At 71.2% G+C, this 22,755-nt stretch carries 23 protein-coding genes; 12 read left to right on the forward strand and 11 right to left on the reverse strand.

The window, feature by feature from the left end:
* Both ACIQOU_RS35220 and ACIQOU_RS35225 read left to right on the forward strand, forming a co-directional pair.
* A partial coding sequence (locus ACIQOU_RS35220) for a GAF domain-containing protein (protein WP_401544174.1) occupies nt 1-1,465 on the forward strand: 1,465 nt, incomplete at its 5' end.
* 340 nt (nt 1,466-1,805) lie between these two features.
* Nucleotides 1,806-2,531: an ANTAR domain-containing protein gene (locus ACIQOU_RS35225; protein ID WP_401544177.1), complete on the forward strand. Its 726-nt coding sequence runs from the start codon at nt 1,806-1,808 to the stop codon at nt 2,529-2,531.
* 514 nt (nt 2,532-3,045) lie between these two features.
* Here ACIQOU_RS35225 and ACIQOU_RS35230 read toward each other — a convergent pair.
* Together ACIQOU_RS35230 and ACIQOU_RS35235 are read right to left on the reverse strand one after the other, a co-directional pair.
* Entirely contained in the window at nt 3,046-3,489 is a 444-nt protein-coding gene (locus ACIQOU_RS35230) for a GNAT family N-acetyltransferase (protein WP_401544180.1), read from the reverse strand.
* A gap of 172 nt (nt 3,490-3,661) precedes the next feature.
* A complete protein-coding gene (locus ACIQOU_RS35235) occupies nt 3,662-4,015 on the reverse strand; it encodes a beta/gamma crystallin domain-containing protein (RefSeq protein WP_401544182.1) in 354 nt (117 codons plus the stop codon).
* Between the two features lie 286 nt (nt 4,016-4,301).
* Between ACIQOU_RS35235 and ACIQOU_RS35240 the strand changes: the two genes are divergently transcribed.
* Entirely contained in the window at nt 4,302-4,976 is a 675-nt protein-coding gene (locus ACIQOU_RS35240; RefSeq protein ID WP_401544184.1) for a phosphotransferase, read from the forward strand.
* Between the two features lie 40 nt (nt 4,977-5,016).
* Here ACIQOU_RS35240 and ACIQOU_RS35245 read toward each other — a convergent pair whose 3' ends face one another.
* The 6 genes from ACIQOU_RS35245 to ACIQOU_RS35270 form a co-directional block, all read right to left on the reverse strand.
* On the reverse strand, nt 5,017-5,490 hold the full coding sequence (locus ACIQOU_RS35245; protein WP_401544187.1) for a ribonuclease domain-containing protein: 474 nt from the start codon (nt 5,488-5,490) through the stop codon (nt 5,017-5,019).
* A gap of 236 nt (nt 5,491-5,726) precedes the next feature.
* A complete protein-coding gene (locus ACIQOU_RS35250) occupies nt 5,727-6,656 on the reverse strand; it encodes an ROK family protein (RefSeq protein WP_401544189.1) in 930 nt (309 codons plus the stop codon).
* On the reverse strand, nt 6,653-8,407 hold the full coding sequence (locus tag ACIQOU_RS35255) for a dipeptide ABC transporter ATP-binding protein (protein WP_401544192.1): 1,755 nt from the start codon (nt 8,405-8,407) through the stop codon (nt 6,653-6,655). Before ACIQOU_RS35255 ends, ACIQOU_RS35250 begins: the two co-directional genes overlap by 4 nt.
* Nucleotides 8,404-9,291 carry an ABC transporter permease gene (locus ACIQOU_RS35260; protein ID WP_401544195.1) on the reverse strand — a complete coding sequence of 296 codons (888 nt, stop codon included), beginning with the start codon at nt 9,289-9,291 and terminating at the stop codon, nt 8,404-8,406. Before ACIQOU_RS35260 ends, ACIQOU_RS35255 begins: the two co-directional genes overlap by 4 nt.
* Nucleotides 9,288-10,250, reverse strand: coding sequence for an ABC transporter permease (locus ACIQOU_RS35265; protein WP_401544197.1), 963 nt, complete (start codon nt 10,248-10,250; stop codon nt 9,288-9,290). The genes ACIQOU_RS35260 and ACIQOU_RS35265 overlap by 4 nt, the downstream gene beginning before the upstream one ends.
* A 56-nt stretch (nt 10,251-10,306) precedes the next feature.
* Nucleotides 10,307-12,103 (reverse strand): peptide ABC transporter substrate-binding protein, encoded by a 1,797-nt coding sequence (locus tag ACIQOU_RS35270; protein ID WP_401544200.1) that lies wholly within the window; start codon nt 12,101-12,103, stop codon nt 10,307-10,309.
* Nucleotides 12,104-12,336: 233 nt separating this feature from the next.
* On the opposite strand from ACIQOU_RS35270, the gene ACIQOU_RS35275 reads away from it, so the two are divergent.
* Together ACIQOU_RS35275 and ACIQOU_RS35280 are read left to right on the forward strand one after the other, a co-directional pair.
* On the forward strand, nt 12,337-13,521 hold the full coding sequence (locus ACIQOU_RS35275) for an ROK family protein (RefSeq protein ID WP_401544203.1): 1,185 nt from the start codon (nt 12,337-12,339) through the stop codon (nt 13,519-13,521).
* Nucleotides 13,522-13,603: 82 nt separating this feature from the next.
* Nucleotides 13,604-15,127 carry a M81 family metallopeptidase gene (locus ACIQOU_RS35280; protein ID WP_401544206.1) on the forward strand — a complete coding sequence of 508 codons (1,524 nt, stop codon included), beginning with the start codon at nt 13,604-13,606 and terminating at the stop codon, nt 15,125-15,127.
* A gap of 160 nt (nt 15,128-15,287) precedes the next feature.
* Here the strand turns inward: ACIQOU_RS35280 and ACIQOU_RS35285 are convergent, their stop codons facing one another.
* Nucleotides 15,288-15,638, reverse strand: coding sequence for a hypothetical protein (locus ACIQOU_RS35285; RefSeq protein WP_401544209.1), 351 nt, complete (start codon nt 15,636-15,638; stop codon nt 15,288-15,290).
* 434 nt (nt 15,639-16,072) lie between these two features.
* Complete coding sequence (locus ACIQOU_RS35290) at nt 16,073-16,498, reverse strand: ArsR/SmtB family transcription factor (protein ID WP_401544212.1); 426 nt, start codon at nt 16,496-16,498, stop codon at nt 16,073-16,075.
* A 95-nt stretch (nt 16,499-16,593) separates the two neighbouring features.
* Here ACIQOU_RS35290 and ACIQOU_RS35295 point away from each other — a divergent pair, with 95 nt between their 5' ends.
* From ACIQOU_RS35295 to ACIQOU_RS35315, 5 genes are all read left to right on the forward strand, one after another.
* The gene (locus ACIQOU_RS35295) at nt 16,594-18,585 is read left to right on the forward strand and encodes a heavy metal translocating P-type ATPase (RefSeq protein ID WP_401544214.1); all 1,992 of its coding nucleotides are present in this window, start codon (nt 16,594-16,596) and stop codon (nt 18,583-18,585) included.
* Nucleotides 18,586-18,664: 79 nt separating this feature from the next.
* Nucleotides 18,665-19,105, forward strand: coding sequence for a MarR family winged helix-turn-helix transcriptional regulator (locus ACIQOU_RS35300; protein WP_401544217.1), 441 nt, complete (start codon nt 18,665-18,667; stop codon nt 19,103-19,105).
* Between the two features lie 83 nt (nt 19,106-19,188).
* On the forward strand, nt 19,189-19,755 hold the full coding sequence (locus tag ACIQOU_RS35305) for a cysteine hydrolase family protein (RefSeq protein WP_401544219.1): 567 nt from the start codon (nt 19,189-19,191) through the stop codon (nt 19,753-19,755).
* Nucleotides 19,752-20,324, forward strand: coding sequence for a YbhB/YbcL family Raf kinase inhibitor-like protein (locus ACIQOU_RS35310; RefSeq protein ID WP_401544221.1), 573 nt, complete (start codon nt 19,752-19,754; stop codon nt 20,322-20,324). The genes ACIQOU_RS35305 and ACIQOU_RS35310 overlap by 4 nt, the downstream gene beginning before the upstream one ends.
* A gap of 242 nt (nt 20,325-20,566) precedes the next feature.
* Complete coding sequence (locus tag ACIQOU_RS35315) at nt 20,567-20,731, forward strand: hypothetical protein (RefSeq protein ID WP_401544224.1); 165 nt, start codon at nt 20,567-20,569, stop codon at nt 20,729-20,731.
* A 487-nt stretch (nt 20,732-21,218) separates the two neighbouring features.
* Here ACIQOU_RS35315 and ACIQOU_RS35320 read toward each other — a convergent pair whose 3' ends face one another.
* Nucleotides 21,219-21,719: a hypothetical protein gene (locus ACIQOU_RS35320; protein WP_401544226.1), complete on the reverse strand. Its 501-nt coding sequence runs from the start codon at nt 21,717-21,719 to the stop codon at nt 21,219-21,221.
* Between the two features lie 350 nt (nt 21,720-22,069).
* Here ACIQOU_RS35320 and ACIQOU_RS35325 point away from each other — a divergent pair, with 350 nt between their 5' ends.
* Both ACIQOU_RS35325 and ACIQOU_RS35330 read left to right on the forward strand, forming a co-directional pair.
* Entirely contained in the window at nt 22,070-22,441 is a 372-nt protein-coding gene (locus tag ACIQOU_RS35325; protein WP_401544228.1) for a hypothetical protein, read from the forward strand.
* Between the two features lie 85 nt (nt 22,442-22,526).
* Nucleotides 22,527-22,748 (forward strand): hypothetical protein, encoded by a 222-nt coding sequence (locus tag ACIQOU_RS35330; protein WP_401544231.1) that lies wholly within the window; start codon nt 22,527-22,529, stop codon nt 22,746-22,748.
* Nucleotides 22,749-22,755: the final 7 nt, after the last annotated feature.

Genomic DNA, 22,755 nt, shown 5'->3' on the forward strand with positions numbered 1-22,755 from the left:
ACCGCGATCTGGCACAACTGGCACACCGGAGCCACAGTCAAACGCTCACTCATCGCCTACGACCACTGAAAACATCGGACTCATTCATCTAGGGGACAGCGGCGCCACCCTGAGCGTCCCGATCCATGTCAGGGGCAAGGAATTCGGCCACCTCCACCTGACCGGCAAGGAGCAGCGGGAGACGCAGGAGCAGCAGGGGAAGCAGGGGAAGCGGGCCGGGAAGAGGAACGACGGGAGGGGGAACGGCGTGGTGGGCGCCGAACGTTTCACCGCCGAGGACGCGCAGGTGCTGCACGTGCTCGCCGCCCAGGCCGGTATCGCCATCGGCAACGCCCGCCTGTACGAGGCGGCCCGGCAGCGGGAGCGCTGGATCGAGGGCGCCGCCGCCGTCACCAACGCGCTGTTGACCGGCGAGCGTGCCGCCGACGCCCTGACGACGGTCGCCGAACAGGCCCGCATCCTCGCCGACGCGGCGGCGGGCGTCATCCTCCAGCCCACCCCCGAGGGCGGCATGGAGATCGTGACCGCGTCCACGCCCGACGACCCGGACACCGTCGTCGGCGCGACCATCCGGCCCGGCAGCCCGGTGCTCGTCCAACTCCTGGGCGGCGAAGCGGTGTTCATCGACGACTCGGCGACCGACCCCCGGATGACCACCCCGGTACGGCACCGTTTCGGGCCGAGCATGATGCTGCCGTTGCAGACGGAGGGCCGGCTCATCGGCACCCTCGCCCTGCCCCGCCGTCGCGGCGACCGCCCCTACACCGACGTCGAACGGCTGCTGGCGGCGCAGTTCGCCTCGCAAGCCGCGCTCGCCCTGGTGCTGGCGGACGCGCAGCGCGGCCGGGAACGGCTCGCGGTGTTCGAGGACCGCGACCGCATCGCCCGCGACCTGCACGATCTGGTCATCCAACGGCTGTTCGCCACCGGGATGATGCTGGAGTCGACGCGGCGCGGGGCCCCCGTGGACGAGGTGCACGAGACGCTCGGCCGGGCCGTCGACGAACTCCAGTCGACGATCCAGGAGGTCCGCACCACGATCGTCGCCCTCCAGCAGCCGCCCGCCGAGGCGCCGACGACGTTCCGGGGCCGGGTGCTGCGGGAGGCGGCGGGCGCGGCCGCGCGGCTCGGTTTCGCGCCGTCGACCCACTTCACCGGCCCGCTCGAACACCGCGTCCCGGACCGCACCGCCGGTCATCTCCTGGCCGCCCTGCGCCGTGCCCTCGCCTCCACCACCCGTCGCCCGGGCGTCACCCGCGTCGAGATCACCGTCGACGCGACGGCCACCCTCCCCGACGGCCGCGCCGGCCTCCGCCTGACCGTCCACGACAACGGCCACACCACGGACGACGGCACTGGCGACGGCACTGGCGACGCCCCTGACGACGACGGGGCCGGGACCCCTAGGGGAAGCGGGAACGGGAGCGGGACAACGGTGGTGTGGCAGGCGCCCCTCCAGAGGTGACCCCCCGACCCGTAGGGGTAGCAGGGGCAGTTCCCCGGCAGGGACCGTCCCCCCTGAAGAGGTAGCCCTGCGGAAGTAGGCCAAGCAGCCGGAGTACCCCGGAGAAATCGCCGTTCCCCTCGGCGGCCGAAACGGCACCCCGGGGCGCCGCCTGGCCGAGGGGCGAGGTGTACCCGGGCGGGCGGCGGGCAACTGGAGGTCGAGGTCGCCAGGACCGGCGGGCGGGGGGACGTCCCGCGGAGTCCGGCGGGGCAGCCACGCGCCCTTCCTCCACCGCTCCCGTTCCTTCCGACCGCACCCTTCCTTTCCTTCCACTTCGCACTTCCGGGGACGCAACGTCATGACCACTGTCGGGCACCGACGAGAAGAGGACCCGCCCAGACCGTCCCGTACGTCCCTGGTGGGACGACTGGACACCCTGACCATCGAGGGCCGCAGCCATGCCGACCGAGCCGTGCTCATCCCGCGCGGTGAACTGGTCCAGGGCAGTACGGACACCGTCGCCAGAACCCTCGACGCGCTGCCGGACAGCACCGGCCGGGTCGATCTGGACATGGCGGGCGTGGTCTTCATGGACACGGCCGGGCTCCAGGTCCTCGACCTGCTGGACGCCTACGGGCGGCTGCGCCGCATCCCGGTGACGGCGACCCGCTGGAGCGGACAGCCGCGCCGGGTACTGGAGTTGACGGGCCTGGACACGACGGACCCGCTCCGTACGCAGGCCCACCGGCTGAGCGAGGCGGCGACGTCGACGGTGCCGGTCCCGTCCCCGGTCTCCAGGGAGCGGGCGGAGGAGTTGAGCCTCCTGCGGGCGGAGGTCGAGCAGTTGCGCAGGGCGATCACCACGCGCCCGGTGATCGACCAGGCGCGCGGGGTCCTGATGGCCACGCACTCCTGCACGTCCGAGCAGGCGTGGGAGATCCTGCGGGAGGCCTCACAGCGCTCGAACACGAAGCTGCACACGCTCGCCGCGGTCGTCACGGCGGGCGTCGAGACGGACGGCCCGACGCCGCCACCGGAACTCCGCCAGGCCTTGCGCACAGCGGTCGAACACTGCCTGCGCTGAGCGGACACCCCGCCGGGCCGGAAAAGCCCATCAGGGAAACCCCTGTCAGGGATACCCGCCCAGGGATGCCCCCTACGGACGCCCGTCTACGAACGCCGATCAGGGGTACCCGTAGGTCTCAGTAAGGGAGCATCAGTAAGGGAGCAGACGCCCCGAAGGGGTCCTGCGGTCGATGCCGGTGTCCCGCGTGTCGCGGGACACGGTGGTGGGCCGACGGGTGACACGGACGCGGGTCTGGCGGTTCATGGCGCCCTCCTCGGGTCTCGGGCCGGCTGGGCCGGTGTGAGCCGGTTGGCCGGGATGAACCAGCCTGGTCCACGCCCTGCTCAGCGACATCGTGCCCACGGAGGGTCCCGCCATGCCTCCACAGCAGGTTCTTGCACACACGTTCTCCTACGGGAGACCTACCCTTGGCGACGGACAGACGACGCTCACGTGTCCGAAGAGACGGCCCGAGGTCGGATCTAGGACGGCCCGAGGACGGCCGAAGGACGGCCTGCGGGACGGCCGCGTGTCACGTCAGGTCGTAGCTGAACTCCGATTCCCCGTCGCCCAGCGCCCGGTGATCGGCCCCAAGTCCCCGCATCAGCTTGCACATCCGGGTGTTGGTCACCCCGACCCACGCGAAGACGGTGTCCAGCCCGTCCGCCCTGCACCATTCCAGCGTCTGCCGCGCGAGCCCCGTGCCCACTCCCCGGGACTGCCAGGCGTCCTCCACGAGAAAGGCGATCTCGGCGTGGCCCGCGGTGTCGAGGTAGAGGATGTTCGCCATGGCCACGATGGCATCGCCGTCCTGCGCGACGACGGTGACGCCGCGTTCCGGTTCGGCGAGGGCATGCCAGTTGGTGCGGGAGAATTCCGGCTGGCTGGTCCAGTAACGCCGGGTACGGCTCTCGGCACTGCACCTGCCGTGCATGTCCCGCACCGCCTCAAAATCCTCAACGTCGGCGGCGCGCATGCGAAGTTCCGGAATCGGGAAAGAGTCGTTTCTCACGACAGGAGAAGATAGCGACGCTCCCGGTGAGAAACATATTCGTGACACGAGCCGGTGCCGGCCACGCCAGAACGGCATGACCGGCACCGGCATATCAGCGAGGCCTCAGAGCCTCGTCGTCCGACGCCGCTCGGCGTCAGAGGATCTCGATGTCCTTGATCTTCGGCGGGCGGTTCGGGTACTTGATGTCGGTCCACCGGGGGATCTTCACCGAGTCGCCGTTGGCGTCGTAATAGATGAGGTCATTGTTGCCGGTGGAGATCCGGTCGACCCACCAGCCGCCGAAGGAGGTCCGCCCACGGTTCGCGTAGCAGTCCACGCTCTGCCGCGAACCGCTGTGCGACCAGATCTTCAGGAAGCTCTCGCCGCCACGGCATTCGACATGGTCGATGGCGAAAGCGGGGCTGGTCGACGCGACCATCGTGAACGCGGCGGCAGCGGCGAACGTCACGGCCGCGGCTCGCGCCACCTTCTTCGTTTTCGAGAGCACAAGTTTCCCCTTACTGCGCATACCGAATGGGACGTCACTTCGCAACCACCGCAGGCGGTGTCGCGCCGACCAACCATATCGACGCCCCTCAAAATCCGGCACCCGTTTTCACCGCATCTCACACGTACGATGACAATCCACTAAAACCACTTCAGGAGATAATCCGCTTACCATTCATTGGCCGAAATTCTCCACCCCTGAAAGGGAGTCACAGACATGGCACCTCGACAAGTGACACGGAACCAACTGGCCGACGAGCGAGAGCGACGACGACATCAGGTGTCCCTTGTCCCCCGGCGTCGGCCTCGACCTCTTCGAGGCCGCTCACGCCCGGCTGGGCGCGCTGGGCCTGCGGGAACGCGACCCGCACGGGGCGGCGGCGTCGGTGGTACGCCTCGCCGACGCCCTCACGGCGATGGCGGGGCACCGGGGGCCGACGTTCGGCAAGGTCGCCCTGGTCGACGGCGGCGGAACCTCGCGGGGAACGTCCTGCGAGGCAGCGGCGTTCGACTTCGCTCGGCGGTGCCTGACGGAGGCGGCTGCCCGGGACCGGCGGATCGCGGACGCCCACGACCGCCTGGACCAACGGCTGCGCGAACTCCTCGCGGCCGTCCGGCCTCGTGCCGAATACGCCGTTGTGCACGGGGAGTTGGGGTTCGATCATGTCCTGCTGGACCGGGACGGCAACCCCGTGCTGATCGACGTCGAGGACCTGATGTGCTTCGACGTCGAGTGGGAGCACGTCTTCCTGCGGCTGCGTCATCCCGCCGAGTACTACCGGCCGTTGGCGGTCGAGGGTCTCGACGAGGACCGGCTCGCGCTCTACACCCTCACGCAGCGGCTGTCGTTGACGGCAGGACCGCTCCGGCTGCTCGAAGGGGACTTCGCCGACCGGGAGTTCATGCGGGCCGTCGCCGCGCACCACTCGGCCGAGGCGCTGACCCTGGTCGCGACGGACTGACGCCCGCCCGCCGCGACCCACGGGAACCGAGGCAGACGGCTCAGCAACCGCCCGCGATCTCACGGAAGTTGGTGTAGTGGTCGTCGGAGTACCACATCCGGTCGTCGGCCTGGTCGCGGACGAGGCGTTCCGCGTCCCGGTGCGTGGAGGCGGTGGGGCGGGGGTTGACGTCGTACTCGCGGTAGGTGTCCTGGTGCGGCAGATCCCCGCTGCGGTTGCCGTACGGGTTGCCGCCCCGGATGTACTGGGCGTCGGGGGCCCGGTAGTCCTTCGCCTTGCGCGATCCCGGCCAGCCGAGCCCGTCCCAGATCTCACAGGCCCGGGCGACCTGCGCCGGGAACTTCTCCAACGGCCAGGCAGGCGTGAGCACATCGGCCGGAACGGCGGCGGCACGCGAGGGCGCCCCATGGACGGGCGCGGCTGCGGCGGGCAGCGCCGCAGCCGTCAGACAGGCGGCGAGCGACCCGGCGGCGAGCCAGCGCGCCGCGCGCCGACCGTGGGAACCCCAGCTCATGACGGTGGAAACTCCGGTGCGCACAGCGCCTCCCAGACGGTGAGTACGGACGGACCAACTACCCGCCCATGACACCCACCCCCGCCGCCCGTCCCCGGGTATTCACCCCACCGACGGCGCGCCCCCCTCCCCAACCTCACCGACGGTCACCGAGGCACTCCGGTGAAGCCCACGGCAGTCCAAGGAAGCCCTGGCCGGACACCGTTGGACCGCCCCGCCCTCGCCCGGCGCCGGTGTCACGACAGCTCGCTCCGGGCCCGGGACGCCGCGCCCACCGCCACCGCGTGGGGGCCCAGTTGGGAGCGGAGGACCTTCAACTCGCGGCCGGAGACGGGGGGTTCGGCGGACAGGGCTGAGGTGATCGCCGGTTGGAGCAGGTGCCAGGCGCGGCTGACCCCGCCGCCGATCACGGTCGTCGTGATGTCCAGGACACCTGCCGTGATCAGCAGCGCGCGGGCGATCGCCGTGCCCGCGGCCCGGAACACCTCGACGGCGTCCAGGTCGCCGCCATCGGCCGCCTCGGCGACCTCAAGTGCCGTGCGGACACGGCCCGTTCGCTCCGTATAGCGGGCGGCGACGGAGCGGCCCGACGCGACCGTCTCCAGGTGGCCCCGGCCGCCGCAGGTGCACGGGAGCGAGCCGAAGCCGGGGACGTGGCCGATCTCGCCCGCCGCGCCGTGCGGGCCGTCGAACAGCGCGCCGTCCAGCCACAGCGCCCCGCCCACACCGGTGCCCAACGTCATGCCGAGCACGTACGGTTCGCCCGTGACGGCGCCGCCGGTCACCTCGCCGCGCAGGAACGCGTTGACGTCGTTGTCCAGGAAGACCGGCACGTCGAGCGCGGCCCGCAGGGTCGCCGTGACCGGGAAGCCCGCCCAGTCGGTGAACGAGTCGCTGGCCACGAGTATCCGGCCCGTGTCCGTGTCCACCAGGCCGGCCGCCCCCACGCCCACCCCGAGCAGGCGGGGCGTGTCCGGTGCGAGCAGGGCGGCCAGCGCGCCCAGCGCCGCCCGCACCATCGCCGTTCCGCCTGCGGCCGCCGGTGTGGGCACCTCCAGGGCGGCGACGACGGTGAGTCGGGCCGGGTCGCAGAGGACGACCTGGGTGGTGGTGCCGCCGATGTCGACCCCGGCGTAGACCGCCGGGGCCTGGTCGGGTGTGCTCACGCGGCGCCCTCCGCCGTCGCGGGCGTCGCGGTCCGGTCGGCACGGCGGCGGCGTTGCAGGACCGGGTCCGGCACGGGGACTGCGGCGATGAGCCGACGGGTGTACTCGGTCTCCGGGTGCAGCAGGGTCGTCGCGGTGGCGCCCTCCTCCTCGATCCGTCCGGCCCGCATGACGACCACCCGCTGGGCGAACCGCTGGACCACGGCGAGGTCGTGGGAGACGAACAGGCAGGCGAAGCCCAGCTCGTCCTGGAGTTCGCCGATCACCTCCAACACCGTCTGCTGCACGCTGACATCGAGTGCGCTGGTCGGCTCGTCCGCCACCAGCAGCCGGGGCTGGAGCACCAGGGCACGCGCGAGGCTCACCCGTTGGCGCTGCCCGCCGGACAGTTCACGCGGGCCGCGGTTCGCCAACTCCCTCGGCAGCCGCACCCGTTCGAGCAACTCGGCGACCCGCTCCCGGCGTTCGGCCGCCGTCATGGACCGGCGGTGCACCCGCAGCGGCTCGGCGACGCACTCGGCGACGCTCATCCGCGCGTCCAGCGAGGCCACCGGGTCCTGGAGCACCACACCGATCCCGGCGAGGAGTTCGCGCCGGGACCGGCCGCGCGCCGTGCGCAGATCGGTGCCGAAGAGCGACACCGATCCGGTGGTGGGCGCGATCAGCCCGAGGGCGACCCGGGCCGCCGTCGACTTGCCCGACCCCGACTCCCCCACCAGGCCCAGGGTTTCACCGGGCCGCAGCGAGAACGACACCTCGTCCAGCGCGTGGACGGAACGGCGGCCGCGCCCGAAGTGGACGGCCACGTCCCGGAGTTCGACCACCGGGGCCACCTCGGCCGCGGCCGGGGTGAGGTCGGTCTCCGTCACCGTGGACGGCGTGCCCGGCGTCGGAGCCGTTGCCCCGGCCTGCGCGACCGCGAGCCGGGGAACGGCAGCCAACAGCCTTCTGGTGTACGCGTGTTGGGGGCGCAGCAGGACGTCTTCCACGGTCCCCGTCTCCACGATCTCCCCCTGGAACATCACCGCGACCCGGTCCGCGAAGTCGGCCACGACGCCCATGTTGTGGGTCACGAGCAGGACGCCGGTGCCGGAGTCGGCCGCCAACGCCCGCAGCAGGTCGAGGATGTCGGCCTGCACGGTGACGTCGAGGGCGGTGGTCGGCTCGTCCGCGATCAGCAGGCCGGGCGCGTTGGCGATGGCCATGGCGATGACCACCCGTTGCCGTTGCCCGCCGGACAGCTGGAACGGGAACGCCGACGCCCGCTTCTCCGGCTCCGGAATGCCCACCCTGCGCAGGAGTTGGACCGCTTCCTCGGCGGCCTGCGCGCGGGACAGCGGGCGGTGGTTGCGGATGACCTCGCTGATCTGCGCGCCGACCCGGGTGAGCGGGTCGAGGGCGGTCGCGGGCTCCTGGAACACCATGGACGCCGTCCGGCCGCGCAGCGAGGCGAGGTGCGGTTCGGTGGCGCCGGTGATCTCGGTGCCGTCGATCGAAACCCGGCCCGTGGTACGGGCGTTGCCCGGCAGCAGGCCCAACGCGGCAAGGGCCACGGTGGACTTGCCGGAGCCGGACTCACCGACCAGGGCCAGGGTCTCGCCGGGGCGGACGCGCAGGGACACGCCCCGCACGGCGGCCACGTCACCGTTCTCGGTGCCGAACGCCACGCCCAGGGCGTCGACGTGGAGGACGTTCCGCTGATCGTCGTTCGCCCCGGAGCCGGTCGCCCCGGGGTGTGTCGCGTTGCTCATCCTCGTCCCTTCACGTCGAACGCGTCCCGCAGCCCGTCACCGATCGCGTTGAACGCGCAGACGACGAGGATGATCGCGAGGCCCGGCGGCGCGATCAGCCACCAGCGGTCGGAGTACGCGGCCGTGAGCCCGGCCGAGAGCATGCCGCCCCAGTCGGTGGCCGGCGGCTGCACGCCGAGGCCGAGGTACGACACGTACGCGACGAGCAGGATCGCGTCGGCGACCTGGAAGGTGGCCGCGACCACGATCGTGGACACCGAGTTGGGCAGGATGTGCCGGGCGATGGCCCGGCCGTGGCCGCCGCCGATGGCGCGCAGGGTGAGTACGTAGTCGCGGTTCTTGAGGGTGAGGGTCTCCGCCCGCACCAGGCGGGACGGCACCAGCCACGACACCAGGCCGAGGATCATGATGAGTCCGGCCAGGCCCGGGGTGGTGATCGCGGAGACGACGAGCAGGATGAACAGGGCGGGGATGGCGATGCCCGCGTCCACCACCCGCATCATCCCCGCGTCGACCCAGCCCCCGGCGTATCCGGCGACCGCGCCCCACGCCGTGCCGATGACGGTGGCGAGCAGCCCGGCGCAGAGCCCGACGAGCAGCGACACCTTGCCGCCGTACATCAGCCGCCCCAGCTCGTCGTGGCCGACGGCGTCGGTGCCCAGCCAGTGGGAGCCGTTCGGCGCGAGGTTCACCTCGGTGAGGTGGGTGTGGGTCTGGTCGGTGGCGTACAGGAGCGGTCCCGCGAAGCAGAACAGCAGGAACACGACGACCAGGACGAGCCCGGCGACCGCGAGCCGATTGCGGCGGAAGCGCCGCAGGGCCAGCCGGTAGCCGGTGACTTCCTTGCGCGGTACGGGAGTTGAGGAGAGTTCTGCGGTGGTCATGCGGTCTCACCGGCCTTCACCCGGGGGTCGACGAGCCGTTGGACGACGTCCGCGAGCAGGGTGCCGATCACGGTCGCCACCGAGATGACGAGCACGCAGCCGAGCAGCACCGGATAGTCGGACGACTGTGCGGCGGACCAGAACAACAGCCCCATCCCCGGGAAGTTGAAGAGTTGCTCGACGACGATCGCGCCGCCGAAGAGCACCGGCACGTAGTAGCCGAGCATGGCGATCACCGAGGTCAGCGAGTTGCGGAAGACGTGCCGGAACAGGATCGCCGTGGGCCGTGAGCCGCCCGCCCGCGCGGTGCGGACGTAGTCCTCGGAGAGGTTCTCCAGGGTGGCGGCCCGCATGTAGCGGCTGAACACGGCGACCATGGTGGCCGCGCCTGCCACCACCGGCAGCACCAGGGCGTTCGGCTGGGCGAAGACCTGGCCGAGGGTGTCGCCCTGGGGTGCCTGCGAGGGGAACCAGGGCAGCCACTGGGTGAACACCAGCACCAGCACAAGTCCCAAGAAATACACGGGAGTCGAGTACGCCACGAAGCTCAGCGCGGTGATGACGTAGTCGGCGGGCCGGTTGCGCCGCACCGCCTGCCACATGCCCAGCGGGATCGCGAGAAACAGTCCCACGAGCGCGGAGAGCAGACTCAACACCAGGGTTTTCGGGAGGCGTTGGCCGATCAGCGAGGAGACGGACTCGTTCAGCGTGTACGAGGTGCCGAGGTCGCCGTGCAGCAGGGTGTTCAGGTAGTGCAGGTACTGCACGGGCAACGGGCGGTCCAGGCCCTGTTCGTGGTTGAAGTCGGCGATCTGCTGGGCGCTGGCCTGCGGTCCGAGGATGCCGCGTGCGGGCCCCCCGGGCAGGGCGTGCAGCAGACCGAAGACGACGACCGTCACGAGCAGGACGACGATCAGGGCCTGGAGGGTCCGCCGGGCCAGGTAGGCGAAGGTGTCCATGAGTTGGCCTCAGCCGGTCCTCGGTCGGGGGTGGCGTGCGGGTGCCGGGCGGGTCATCAGCTGGTCCACTTCCACTGGGCCGGGTGGAAGTTGGCGAGGGAGTCCTGCGAGAAGCCGCCGAGGCCCTTCTTGATGACGGAGATCTGGTAGTCGGGCTCCGGCAGCCAGATCACCGGCAGGTCCTTGGCGAGGGCCGCGCTGTAGTCCTGGATGGCCTGCGTCGACTTCGACGTGGTGGACGCGGAGATCAGCCGGTCGACGCCCGCGTCGGAGTAACTCCCGAAGTTCGAGCCGCCGTTGCTCTGGAAGAGCGAGTCGCCGGTCGGGAAGGCGGAGAAGTACCAGCTGCCCATGGTGCCGAAGAAGGACAGCTGCCACTGGCAGACCGACTGTCCGGCCTTGCACTGCGGGGTCTGCGAGAGCACCGAGTTGACGGGCGCGGTCTTGATGGAGAACTTGATGCCGGTCTGCCCGAAGGACGACTGGAGCGCGCTCATCAGGTTGTCCGTCACGGTCGACCCGGACTGCGAGAGGACCTTCATCTCGAACTTCGTGCCCTTGGCGACGCCCGCGCCGCACTGGGCCGCGCCGGTCCCGGCGTCCGTGCAGACCATGACGCCGTTCTGCTCGCTCCAGCCGTGCCCGGTCAGCAACGTACGGGCGGCCGAGGTGGAGAACGGGTACGGGTTGTGGGCCTGCGTCGACGACACGAAGTCGGAGGTCTGGGCCTGCGGGACGGGGCCGTAGCCGGGCACCGCGGTGCCGTTGAAGATGACCTTGGAGAGGCTGGCCTGGTCGACGCTGCGCTGGATCGCCTGGCGGGCGTAGAGCTGCTTGAACACCGCGCCCATCGCCGGGTTGTCGAAGTTGTAGGGCATGTAGGTGATGGCCCAGCCGGTCCACGGCTTCACGGTGTAGCCCTGGTTGGTGAAGCTGGCCTTCTGGTCGAGGTCGGTGGCCTCGATGTAGCCGTAGTCGACGCTCCCTGAGCGCAGCGCGTTCTTCTCCGCGTCCGCCGTGGTGAACGGCAGCAGGTTCACCGTGGGGATGCCGGGCTTCTCGCCGCCGTCGTACTTCTTGTTGGCGGCGAGGACGACCTTGCCGGAGGTGGAGAACGACTTGATCGCGTACGGGCCGCTGATCGTCTTCCACATCGCGTCCGACTGGTAGCCGGAGATGTCGCGGGCGGCGGTGTTGAGGTACGTCCACACCTTCTTGGCGCCCGCCGTCGTGCGGTCCGCGTCGGACACGGGCGCCGAGGCGCCGGTCCTGTCCCACACGTGCTGCGGCAGCGGCGTGATGGAGCTCAGCTCATTGGCCAGCATCCACTGGGAGTTGTAGGCCTTGTCGAAGGTGATCGTGAAGTGGGTGGCGTCGACCGTCTTGAACGACGTCCAGTTGTCCGGCGCCTTGCCGGGGCTGTACCCCGCCCACAGGGACTTGTTGGCCTTGATCACGTCGAACCAGAACTCGACGTCCCGGGAGGTGACCGGCTTGCCGTCGCTCCAGTGCCGGTTGCCGAGTGTGATCGTCACGCTCTTGTCGTCGGCGGCGAAGTCGGCGGCGGTGGCGACCGAACCCGCCTTGTTCCAGGCGACCTTGCCGGTGGAACCGTCGTAGGCGATGAGGGGTTCCCACAGCGTGTTGGCTATGGAGATGTTGTTGGAGTTCAGGTGCGCCGCCGTGCCGATGGGCAGAATCCAGTTCGGCGTGAAGTTCGCGGGCAGCGCGTAGTTGATCGCGTCGTGCGACGCGGCCGACGAACCGCCCGAGGACCCGGAGCAGCCCGCGAGCAGCAACGTGCCCGCCGAGACCACGGCACCGGCGACCAGCGTCGTGCGTGCAAGGGACATGACTCTCTTCTCCTCAAGGAGTGATTTCCGGCCAGCGCTCCGCAGGGGGGCGCTCCGTGGTGGAGCGGAAAGCGGTGACTTCAGCCAGTGAACGTCCGGAAAGTTCGAAGAAACAGACGGTTGGCTGTAAAAAGACTGTTTCTGCCGATCTGAAAAAAGTACAGAGCGGGCGTCTGGGGCATACTGTCGAGCCCTCAAGCCCTCACTCCTTGCTGCGAAAGCCTTTTTCGCCCATGACCGAAAAAAGTCCAGGCCCGCACCGGCGGACCGCCCCCGGCGGCTCCGAGCTGGCCGAACGCGTCCTCGAACTCCTCGCCTCCGGACAGGCCACGACCCGTACCGAGCTGGCCGGGCTGCTCGGCGCCGCGCCCTCCACGATCTCCTCCACGGTGAGCCGGCTGGTCGCCGACGGCCTGGTGGCCGAGCACGGCACCCGGTCCTCCAGCGGCGGCCGCCCGCGCAAGGTGCTGCGGCTCGGCGGCACCGAGGGCTTCGCGGTCGCGGCGGACATAGGCGGCCGGCACGTCCGGGTCGGCGTCGTCCACCCCGGCGGCGCCCTCACCGACGTCACCACGGTCCCGTTCGCCACCGCCGACGGCCCCGACGCCGCCCTGCCCGCACTGGCGCGCACGGTGGAGGAGCTGGCCGAACGGCACGGGCGGGCGCAGCTGCGCGGGGTGGGCCTGTGTCTGCCGGGCCCGGTCGACGTCGACTCCGGCGTGGTCACGCTGCCGTCCCGGATGCCCGGCTGGAACCGCTTCCCGGTCCGGGGCTGGCTGGAGGAACGGTTCGCGCTCCCGGCGGCGATCGAGAACGACGCCAACTGCATGGCCGTCGGCGAGCACAGCGTGCGGCCCACCGAGCACCGGCAGTCGATCATGGTGAAGGTGGGCTCCGCGATCGGCGCCGGGGTCATCGCCGACGGGCGGCTCTACCGGGGCGCCGGCGGAGCGGCCGGCGAGATCACCCACGTCCGGGTCGAGGCCGCCCAGGAGATCCCGTGCTCCTGCGGCAACACCGGCTGTCTGGAGACCGTCGCCTCCGGTGCCGCGCTGGTGCGCATCCTGAGCGAGCGGGGGCTCGCCGTCTCCTCGGTCGACGACGTCGTACGGCTGGCGGTCGACGCGGACCCGGAGGCCACCCGGGCGGTCCGGCAGGCCGGGCGGTATCTGGGCATGGTGCTTTCGGCCAACGTCAACTTCTTCAACCCGGACGCCGTCTACCTCGGCGGGAGCCTGTCCACCCTGGAGCCGTTCGTGGCGGCGGTGCGCAGCCAGCTGTACGAGGGCTGCCATCCCCTGGTCACCCGGGGTCTGGTGATCGAGCGGGCGTCCCTGGGCGCCGACGCGGGTGTGGTCGGCGCCGGCCTGTTCGCCCTGCAACGGGCCGTCGCCCTCAGCCTGGAGGGCCGCAGGTAGCTTTCCGGCCACGTCCCGCGCGCCGGGAGGAAGAGGTGGCCATCCGCAGAAATGTGTCAGCAGGACCCTCTGGAGAGTCACCGTGTCCAAGAACCGTTCCCCGATCCCCCGCCCGCGCATCGCCATCGCGGGCCTGGGCATCGAGTCGTCCACCTTCTCGCCCGCCCGCACCGAGGCCCCCGCCTTCCACCCGCTGCGCGGCGCCGACGTGCTGTCCCGCTACGCCTTCCTCGCCCCCGGCACGGACCTCGCGGACGCCGCCGACTGGCTCGGCACCCTGGTCGGCAAGGCGCTGCCCGGCGGCACGGTGACCGCCCGCGCCTTCGCCGAACTCTCCGACGACCTGATCGCCCGGCTGACCGCCCTGGGCCCCGTCGACGGGCTCTGGTACGACATCCACGGCGCCATGACCGTCGAGGGCCTCGACGACGCGGAGGCCGTCCTGCTCGGGCGCATCCGGGACGTCGTCGGACCCGATGTGCTCGTCTCCACCTCCATGGACCTGCACGGCAACGTCTCCCGCGAACTGGCCCACCTCAGCGACCTGATCACCTGCTACCGCACCGCCCCGCACATCGACGTGGCCGAGACCAAGGAACGCGCCGTGCGCAACCTCCTCGACCTCCTCGTCAACGGGGCTCCCCGGCCGTTCAAGGCCTGGGTCCCGGTCCCGGTACTGCTGGCCGGGGAGCAGACGTCGACCCGTATCGAACCGGCTCGCGGGGTGTACGCCGCCGTGGACGAGGTGGTGGCGGTGGACGGGGTCACCGACGCCGCGATCTGGGTCGGCTACGCGTGGGCCGACGAGCCGCGCAACCGGGCCGCCGTGGTGGTCACCGGGCCGGACCGGGACGCGGTGGGGGCCGGTGCCGAGCGGCTGGCCCGGGGGTTCTGGGAGGCCCGGCACGACTTCGACTTCGTCGCGCCGACCGACACCCTGGACGCCTGCCTCGACGAGGCGCTCGCCTCGCCCCTGCGCCCCTACTTCATCAGCGACACCGGGGACAACCCGACGGCGGGCGCGTCGGGCGACATGACGTGGGGCCTCCAACAGGTCCTGGCCCGCCCCGAGTTCAGGTGTGCGGACGGCCCGACCGTCATCTACGCCTCCGTGCCGGGTCCCGCCGCCGTCGACACGGCCGTGGCCGCGGGTGTCGGGGCCGTCGTCACCGTCACCGCGGGCGCGGAGGTCGACGACCGGCACGCCGGGCCGCTCACCCTCACCGGGGAGGTGCGGGCGATCCGGCACGGCGACCGGGACGCCGGCACCGAGGTGGTCCTGCGGGTCGGGAGCGTGCACGTGATCCTCACCCGGCTGCGCAAGCCGTACCACCACGAACACGACTTCACCGACCTGGAGTTGAGGCCTCGCGCCGCCGATGTCGTCGTCGTCAAGATCGGCTATCTGGAGCCGGAGCTGTTCGACATGGCCGCCGACTGGAAGATGGCGCTCACCCCCGGCGGCGTCGACCAGAACCTGATCCGCCTCGGCCACCGCCGGGTCCGCCGCCCCCTGTTCCCCTTCGACCCCACCATGCCCACCCCGAACCTCACCCCCCGCTTCCTCCCCACCCCGACCGAGCCCCTGACCGGGCGGGACGAGTAGCGGGGCCACCTCGCAGAGCCCACCCAGGCACGGCTGTTGCCTGGGACGTGGCGGCCGGACAGACCCTGGGCGCGTCGAGATCCAGGACCAGCAGGTCGACATCCTGGGAGAACTCGGCCACGGTGGCAGCGTCGATGACAGGTCGATGACAGAGGGCCCTTCACAGTGAGGTGCTCCTCTGCTCGTCCTGGCGGCTCGGGGCCTCGGGGCGGCGAGGCAGCGCGACGTAGGTCACCACGGCGACGACCAGGAACCCGACGGCCGCCACGTCCAGCGCGAGACCGTAGCCCGCCACGCGCCCCGCACCCGTGTCGGTGGCATCACCGCCCAGCGCGGTCGTCCGCGACGAGGCGATCGAGACGAGGGCGACGAACCCGGCCGTCGGGCCCAGTTCCGTCGCGGCGCCGAGCAGGCCACCGGCGATCCCGGCGCGTTCCCGGGGAACCCCGGACAGTGCCACCACCGCAGCTCCGGCGAACGTCAGGAGGGCCCCGGAGGGGAAGACCACCATCCCCGGCAGGATCGGGCTGAGGTACGGGCGGTCGTCCCCGAGCCGGCCGAGGAAGTACGGCCGACCGTGCCGAGGACCAGACCGGACAGCATCGTGGTGCGTGGCCCCCACCGAGGGGCGAAGAGCCGGCGCCAGGAGGCCAGTTCGACGAGCGGCCCGGCGAGCAGCAGTCCCCGCGTGCCCCCGGTCATCGGCAGCCCGCCCCACAGCGCCGGCGCTCGGTCGTGGCGGGAGCGCTCGGTGAACGGGGTGCCGGTGCCGTTCCCCTGCGCCGTCCGAACCCGTCGGTAGATCCCTCGCCTGCCTCGCATCCGACGCGGCACCGCGAGCACGGCCCCCCGCCCGACCACCTGCGACCCCCGACGCCGGACCCTGGACACAGCGCCCTTCCCCGGACGCCGTCACACCTCACGTAGCAGGGCGACCGTCGCCGCCTACGCCCGAGCAGCCGCAGCCGCAGCCGCCGTCTCCGCCGCCGTCTCCGCCGCCGTCTCCGCCTCCGTCGCCGGGGCGTCGCGCAGGCCGAGGCGTAGGTGTTCGACGTGGTAGAGGGCCTGGTCCAGGAGTTCGGCGACGTGGTTGTCGTAGAGGGCGTAGACGATGGAACGGCCCCGGCGTTCCCCGGTGACGAGCCCGAGGTTGCGCAGCAGGCGGAGTTGGTGGGAGCAGGCGGAGGGCTCCATGCCCACGGCTTCGGCGAGGTCGCCGACCGCGCAGGGGCCTTCCTGGAGGCGGGCCAGGATGTACAGCCGCGACGGGGTCGCCAGGGCCTGGAGGGTGGCGGCGACATCGGTGGCCCCCGCCGCGTCCAGACGTTCGCGGGAGGTGGCGTGGTTCCTGCCGTCGGCTCCGTGACCCATGCCGCCCATCCTATCCACCACACATGAATACCTGTTCAGATGTTCCTGTACGGTGGAGATGTCGCCGTTCTCCGCCCTGAAGGGGTTGCCCCGTCATGCCCTCCGACCTGCTCCAACGGCCCGAACGGGCAGCTCAGGCCGCCTCGCGCACGGCACCGAGGCGACGCACCCGGGTGTTCGCCCTGACCGAGGCGCGCTGGGCCGCCGTTGCGCTGCTGCTGTTCCTGACCGCGCTGCCGCTCCAGTTGACCGGCGTCGGCGCCTGGTCGTGGGGCCCGCTCTACGCCGCCGCCTATGTCACCGGCGGCTGGGAACCGGCCTGGGCGGGGCTGACGGCGCTGCGGGAGAAGACCCTGGACGTCGACCTGCTGATGATCGTGGCCGCGATCGGGGCGGCGTCGATCGGACAGGTGATGGACGGCGCCCTGCTGATCGTCATCTTCGCGACCTCCGGCGCCCTGGAGGCGCTGGCGACCGCCCGCACCCAGGACGCGGTGCGCGGCCTGCTCGACCTGGCCCCCACCACGGCCACCCAACTGGCCGACGACGGGAGCGAGTTGACGGTCCCCACCGAGGAACTGGTCGTCGGCGACACGATCCTGGTCCGCCCCGGCGAGCGGGTCGGCGCGGACGGCCGTGTCCTGACCGGGGCGAGCGAGGTCGACCAGGCCACCATCACCGGCGAGCCGCTGCCGGTCGCGAAGGAACCCGGGGACGAGGTCTTCGCCGGCACCCTCAACGGCACCGGCGCGCTGCGGGTGAGGGTCGAGCGGGACGCCTCGGACTCGGTGATCGCCCGGATCGTGGCCATGGTCGAGGAGGCTTCGGGGACGAAGGCGCCGACCCAGCTGTTCATCGAGAAGGTCGAGCAGCGCTACAGCCTGGGCATGGTCGCCGCGACCCTGGCGGTCTTCCTGGTCCCCCTCGCGTTCGGCGCGGACCTGACCGGGGCGCTGCTGCGGGCGATGACCTTCATGATCGTGGCCTCGCCGTGCGCGGTCGTCCTGGCGACGATGCCCCCGCTGCTCTCCGCGATCGCCAACGCCGGGCGGCACGGCGTCCTGGTGAAGTCCGCCGTGGTCATGGAGCGGCTCGGGCAGGTCGACGCGGTCGCCCTCGACAAGACCGGCACCCTCACCGAGGGCACCCCCCGCGTCACCGACGTCCGCCCCCTGGACGGCTCCGGCCTGGGCGAGGACGCCCTGCTGGCGCTGGCGGCCGCCGCCGAGCACCCCAGCGAACACCCCCTCGCCCGCGCCGTCGTCGACGCCGCCCGCACCCGCCGCCTGACCGTCGCCGGCACCCGGGACTTCGCCTCGGCTCCCGGCGTCGGCGTCACCGCCACCGTCGACGGCCGCACGGTCGCGGTCGGCGCACCGGCCCGCCTCCTCAACGGCGTCGACGCCACCGGCGCGGCGCGCGCGGCCGAGGTCGCGGCCGACCTGGAGAACGGCGGCCGCACCGCCGTCGTGATCCTGCGCGACGGCGTCCCCGTCGGGGTGCTGGGCATCGCCGACCGGCCGCGCCCCGACGCCGCCGCGACCGTCGCCGCCCTGACCGCCCTCACCGGCGCCGCCCCGACGCTGCTGACCGGGGACAACCCGCGCGCCGCCGCCCACCTGGCCGCCGAGGCCGGCCTCAACGGCGACGACGTCCACGCCGGCCTGCTGCCCCAGGACAAGGTCGACGCCGTTCGGCGCCTTCAGGCCCGGGGCCGCAAGGTGCTGGTGATCGGCGACGGTGTCAACGACGCCCCCGCCCTGGCCGCCGCCCACACCGGCATCGCGATGGGCCGCGCGGGTTCCGACCTCGCCCTGGAGACCGCCGACGCCGTCATCGTCCGCGACGAACTCGCCACCGTCCCCGCCGTGATCGCCCTGTCGCGGACGGCCCGGCGCCTGGTGGTGCAGAACCTGATCGTCGCCGCCGTGTTCATCTCCGGCCTGGTCGTCTGGGACCTGGCGGGCACCCTGCCGCTGCCGCTCGGCGTCCTCGGCCACGAGGGCTCGACCGTCATCGTCGGCCTCAACGGACTGCGGCTGCTGCGCGACGCCGCCTGGAACCGCGCCGCACAGGACGTGCGCTGAGTTGAGCCGCCGCACCGAACAAGGCCCCCGCACCGGGCGCACCAGATACTAAGGCAGGTTGATAAGGTAGCCTTAGTATATGCATGACGACCCCGACCCCGACGAAGTCGCCTCGGTCCTGCTGGCAGGTATCGGCACGCTGATACGACGGGTGCGTCACGTACCCGTCGACGGCGGACTCACCATGCCCGAGCGGACCGCGCTGTCGCACCTGGAACGCTCGGGCCCCACCACCTCCTCGGAGTTGGCCCGCCAGGTGCAGATCTCGGCGCAGGCCATGGGGGCGACCCTCAGCGCGCTGAGGGCCCGCGGGCTGGCCGAACGCCGCCCGGACCCGAACGACGGCAGACGCATGGTGCTGTCCGTGACCGACGCCGGTCTACAGGCGCTGAAGGACAAGCGCAGCGCGCGCGCCGAACTCATCGCCCGGTCCCTGACCAGCGGCGCGTTCACCCCTGCCGAACTGGAACAACTCGCCACGGCCGCACCGCTCCTCGAACGGCTGGCCCAGCACATCTGACGGCTCCCCCCAGACGACCCTGACCGGACGTCAACTCACTCCACGATCCCGGCAACTGGCCGATATCCGCAGGAGAAACCCCCATGGCTCTGACCACCGTCGACCCCACACCCGCACTCGTCGTGATCGACCTGCAAAAGGGCATCGTCGCCGCCCACCCCGACAGCCGGACGGCCGCCGCCGTCGAGCAGGCGACGCGTCTGACGACCGAGTTCCGCAGGCACGGCCTGACCGTGGTCCTGGTCAACGTCACCGGCCGCGCCCCGGGACGCACCGAGACCCAGCGCTTCGCGAGCAGCGCCGCGCCGCCACCCGGCTGGGCCGACCTCATCGACGAACTCGACGTCCGGCCGACCGACCACCTGATCACCAAACGACGGCGCAGCGCGTTCCACGACACCGGGCTCGACACCCTCCTGCGGGACGTGGGCGTCACCCAAGTCGTGCTCGCCGGAATCGCGACCAGTTCGGGCGTGGAATCGACCGCGCGCTCGGCCGCCGACCACGGCTACCACGTCGTCCTGGCCACCGACGCCATGAACGACCCTGACGCCGATGCCCACCGCCACAGCACCGAACGCGTCTTCCCGAAACTCGGCGAGACCGCCACCGTCCCTGAAATCATCGACATGATCGAGGCAACGCGATGACCCTGCTCGGCCGCATCCTCCACAACCGCAGAGCGGGCGAGGCCCACACGGCGTGGAATCTGCCCTCTCTGCACAGTGCCGAGGCGCTGACCCTCACCAGTCGGGACTTCGGCGACGGAGAGCCCATGCCGTTGGAGCACTGCCTGAAGAACATCGGCGGCGCCAACCTCTCCCCCCACCTCGCCTGGACCCCGCCGCCGGCCGGTACCGCCCAACTCCTCCTGGTCATGGAGGACATCGACGTCCCCCTGGCCAAGCCCGCCGTGCACTGCGTCGCCCTGATCGACCCGGCAGCCCGGCACCTGGAACCCGGTGCCCTGGACGCACGGCAGCCGGCCGCCGGGGTGCAGGTGCTGCGCTCCACCATCGGTCGCGGGTACCACGGCCCCGGCCCCATCAAAGGCCACGGGCCGCACCACTACGTCTTCCAGCTGTTCGCCCTCGCCGCCCGCCTGGACAGCACCCCCGGCACCGCGCGACCGGACCGGGCCCGCCCCCGCGCCCTCCTGTCCGCCATCACCACACCCGTCCTCGCCCGCGCCCGCCTAACCGCCACCTTCGAACGCTGACCCCGCCCCGGCCCACACCCCAACGGACCCCCACACTCACGCCCACCCCGACGCCCGTTACCACCCATGGCCGTTGACGAGGTCGCGGAGACGTTCGCCGTCACTTCGTCGTCGTAGGTGTCTCGTGACGAGCGCCCCGCCAGGCAGCCGTCAGCCCGCCACGAGACGGAGTAGGAGGAGTTTCAGGAGAGGCGTGGGTTCGCTCTTGGTGTACGCGATAGGGCGTCGTTTCATTGAGGCCGGTGGCGATCGCAGTGAAGGCGGCGAGCCAGGACCTGGAAGTGCAGCCCGCGCTGCCGGGTGTAGCCGAAGGCGGCACCCGGCTCGGCGTAGCCGTGGACCTGTTTCACCTTCGAGTCGATGTCCAGGAACACCAGCTGGTCCGCGCCGGACCAGGTTCGCCGTGAACGCCCCGGTGGTGGACTCCAGTTGACGCACGTGGCCCCAGGTGAAGGCGTGCAGGAACGTGCCGAGCGTGGAGCGGGCGCATATCCCGGAGAACGCGCGGGACATCGCTCCGTGCCGCAGCACATCCACATCGTCGATACTGTCCGCGCCGGCGAGCATGCCCGCCACCAGCGACATCACCTTCGTGTCCAGCGCTGTGCCCGCACCGTTCGCGGCTCCGGTGAGGCGGACCCTGTCATGGACCAGCCCGGGCAGGCCTCACCGCTCAGCCAGCCTCACCCCGGCCGACAGGCCGCCGTACGCGATCAGATTCGAGTCGTCGGCCGCCGCGAACGTCGCCGCGGCCGCGTGGGAGGATTTCACTTACGAAGTGCCTTGCTGATCGTGCGTGCTGGAAGCCTGAAGAACTCCCATCATCACAGGTCACAAGGAACTTCCCCGTTCTGGACCCCAGTCGCAGACGGCGATAACGCGGCAGATCCAGGCTCAGACCATCTCCGAACCCGAAGAGGAATGCACGGAGGGCGTGGAACCCCCGCACCTCAAAAGTCCGGAATCAGGGTCACTTTTGGCCACGCCCGACAAGAAATCCTTATTCTGGCCCGCACGGCATGATTCTGTGGCGCTGGACATCGAGGGCGTGCCACCCAGCAAAGCCACGGCGTCGCGACGCGCCGGGAGCGTCACAGCGGAAGGCGACGTGTGCAGGGCGGACAGAAGAACCGGATCATCCGAGGAGGCGTCGCGGCTTTCCTCCCGGAGGAGGGCGATCAGCCGCGCCTCCGCACGACGCCGGACTTTGCAGGCCGCATTCGGAGTGATCCGGCACTGAGCGGCCCATTCGGCGATCGAGACGTCTTCGAGGCGGGTCGTGCCGATCAGGTCCGCCTCCACCCGGGCCAGGACCGACTCCCGCACCGTATCCAGAGGGAGATCACTGTTCGGACCAGGAGCGGCACGGTCCCACCCGCGACGATGGGCAACCATGACCAGACGCCTCCTCGGGCACATCTGACCGTCAAATGCCCAATCCGGGCGGGGTGGTTGATCCATGTACACCTCTTGGAGTAGTTCATGCACGCCAGCGGCGAGTGGCACGGGCGGGAACTTCGTTCCGTTCGCGTCACCCACGACCCTGGTCGACACCGCTACCGGTGTCGGTCTGGGAACCTCCCTCGCGGGAGGCACCACATACGGCTTCCATGTGCTCGGGCTGGACGGTGTCCCCTCATCGGGGGGGGGCAGCGCAGTCTCGGTCGACGTGCAGGCGGTCAAACCCGAGTGCCGCCACCTGGCTGGAGCTGTGGCCGAGCGGTACGGCCCAGCCCTCGCCGGGCTTGGTTCTGGACGTCTCCGCCGGTCAGAACGCGGACAACTCCCAGATCGTCGCGGTGGGCGCGGGCAGCAAGATCGACGCCTTCAACCACGCCGGGGCCAGCGGCCTCAAGATCACGGTGAACGGTTACTTCACCACCGGCTACGTGCCGATCGCCCCGGCCCGCGTCCTCGACACGCGGACCGGCAGCCCGCTCACAGCCTCGGGCGGTCACACCTCCGTCTCCTCGGGCACCGTGGGTGTCTCGGTGAGCGGAACCCTGGAGGTCTCCACCCACGCCCTCTTCATCTACAGCAACTGCCAGACCACCCCGCACAAGAACGTGGTGAGCGATCAGCCCTTCCAGGTCGGCTGGTTCACATCGGCCAGCTGACACCCCACCACGTCCCGGCCGCCTGTCTCATCGCAGCCGTGACTGTGCTGAGCCTCAGCGCCTGCTCCGGCTCCCACCCGGCACCGTGGCCGTCCAGGCCGCCCGCAAAGGGACCGGAACCCTCAAGGTCTCGATCGGTTCGCTGACCGAGTACACCCTCCAGTGCCACCCGGTACCGGACGGCAGCTACAACGAGATCGCGATCGCCTCTCCCAAGCCCCGGGTCCTGATCAAGGCCGAGATCACGGGTTCCGTCCGATGGTCCCTCGCCGTCGGCTGGAAAGCGGGCATCGACAAACAGCCGTAGTCCCTGC

It is taken from the genome of Streptomyces sp. NPDC091279 (genome assembly GCF_044757465.1).
In the GTDB taxonomy this organism is placed as follows: Bacteria; Actinomycetota; Actinomycetes; order Streptomycetales; family Streptomycetaceae; genus Streptomyces.

What these genes read in the sequence shown, in the direction of transcription:
- ACIQOU_RS35295 (WP_401544214.1), top strand. Translation starts at nt 16,594, where the DNA reads ATGCCCTCCGACCTGCTCCAACGGCCCGAACGGGCAGCTCAGGCCGCC.
- ACIQOU_RS35275 (WP_401544203.1), top strand. Translation starts at nt 12,337, where the DNA reads ATGACCGAAAAAAGTCCAGGCCCGCACCGGCGGACCGCCCCCGGCGGC.
- ACIQOU_RS35320 (WP_401544226.1), bottom strand. Translation starts at nt 21,719, where the DNA reads ATGGTTGCCCATCGTCGCGGGTGGGACCGTGCCGCTCCTGGTCCGAAC.
- ACIQOU_RS35300 (WP_401544217.1), top strand. Translation starts at nt 18,665, where the DNA reads ATGCATGACGACCCCGACCCCGACGAAGTCGCCTCGGTCCTGCTGGCA.
- ACIQOU_RS35255 (WP_401544192.1), bottom strand. Translation starts at nt 8,407, where the DNA reads ATGAGCAACGCGACACACCCCGGGGCGACCGGCTCCGGGGCGAACGAC.
- ACIQOU_RS35260 (WP_401544195.1), bottom strand. Translation starts at nt 9,291, where the DNA reads ATGACCACCGCAGAACTCTCCTCAACTCCCGTACCGCGCAAGGAAGTC.
- ACIQOU_RS35225 (WP_401544177.1), top strand. Translation starts at nt 1,806, where the DNA reads ATGACCACTGTCGGGCACCGACGAGAAGAGGACCCGCCCAGACCGTCC.
- ACIQOU_RS35290 (WP_401544212.1), bottom strand. Translation starts at nt 16,498, where the DNA reads ATGGGTCACGGAGCCGACGGCAGGAACCACGCCACCTCCCGCGAACGT.
- ACIQOU_RS35245 (WP_401544187.1), bottom strand. Translation starts at nt 5,490, where the DNA reads ATGAGCTGGGGTTCCCACGGTCGGCGCGCGGCGCGCTGGCTCGCCGCC.
- ACIQOU_RS35310 (WP_401544221.1), top strand. Translation starts at nt 19,752, where the DNA reads ATGACCCTGCTCGGCCGCATCCTCCACAACCGCAGAGCGGGCGAGGCC.
- ACIQOU_RS35230 (WP_401544180.1), bottom strand. Translation starts at nt 3,489, where the DNA reads ATGCGCGCCGCCGACGTTGAGGATTTTGAGGCGGTGCGGGACATGCAC.
- ACIQOU_RS35305 (WP_401544219.1), top strand. Translation starts at nt 19,189, where the DNA reads ATGGCTCTGACCACCGTCGACCCCACACCCGCACTCGTCGTGATCGAC.
- ACIQOU_RS35285 (WP_401544209.1), bottom strand. Translation starts at nt 15,638, where the DNA reads ATGGTGGTCTTCCCCTCCGGGGCCCTCCTGACGTTCGCCGGAGCTGCG.
- ACIQOU_RS35270 (WP_401544200.1), bottom strand. Translation starts at nt 12,103, where the DNA reads ATGTCCCTTGCACGCACGACGCTGGTCGCCGGTGCCGTGGTCTCGGCG.
- ACIQOU_RS35265 (WP_401544197.1), bottom strand. Translation starts at nt 10,250, where the DNA reads ATGGACACCTTCGCCTACCTGGCCCGGCGGACCCTCCAGGCCCTGATC.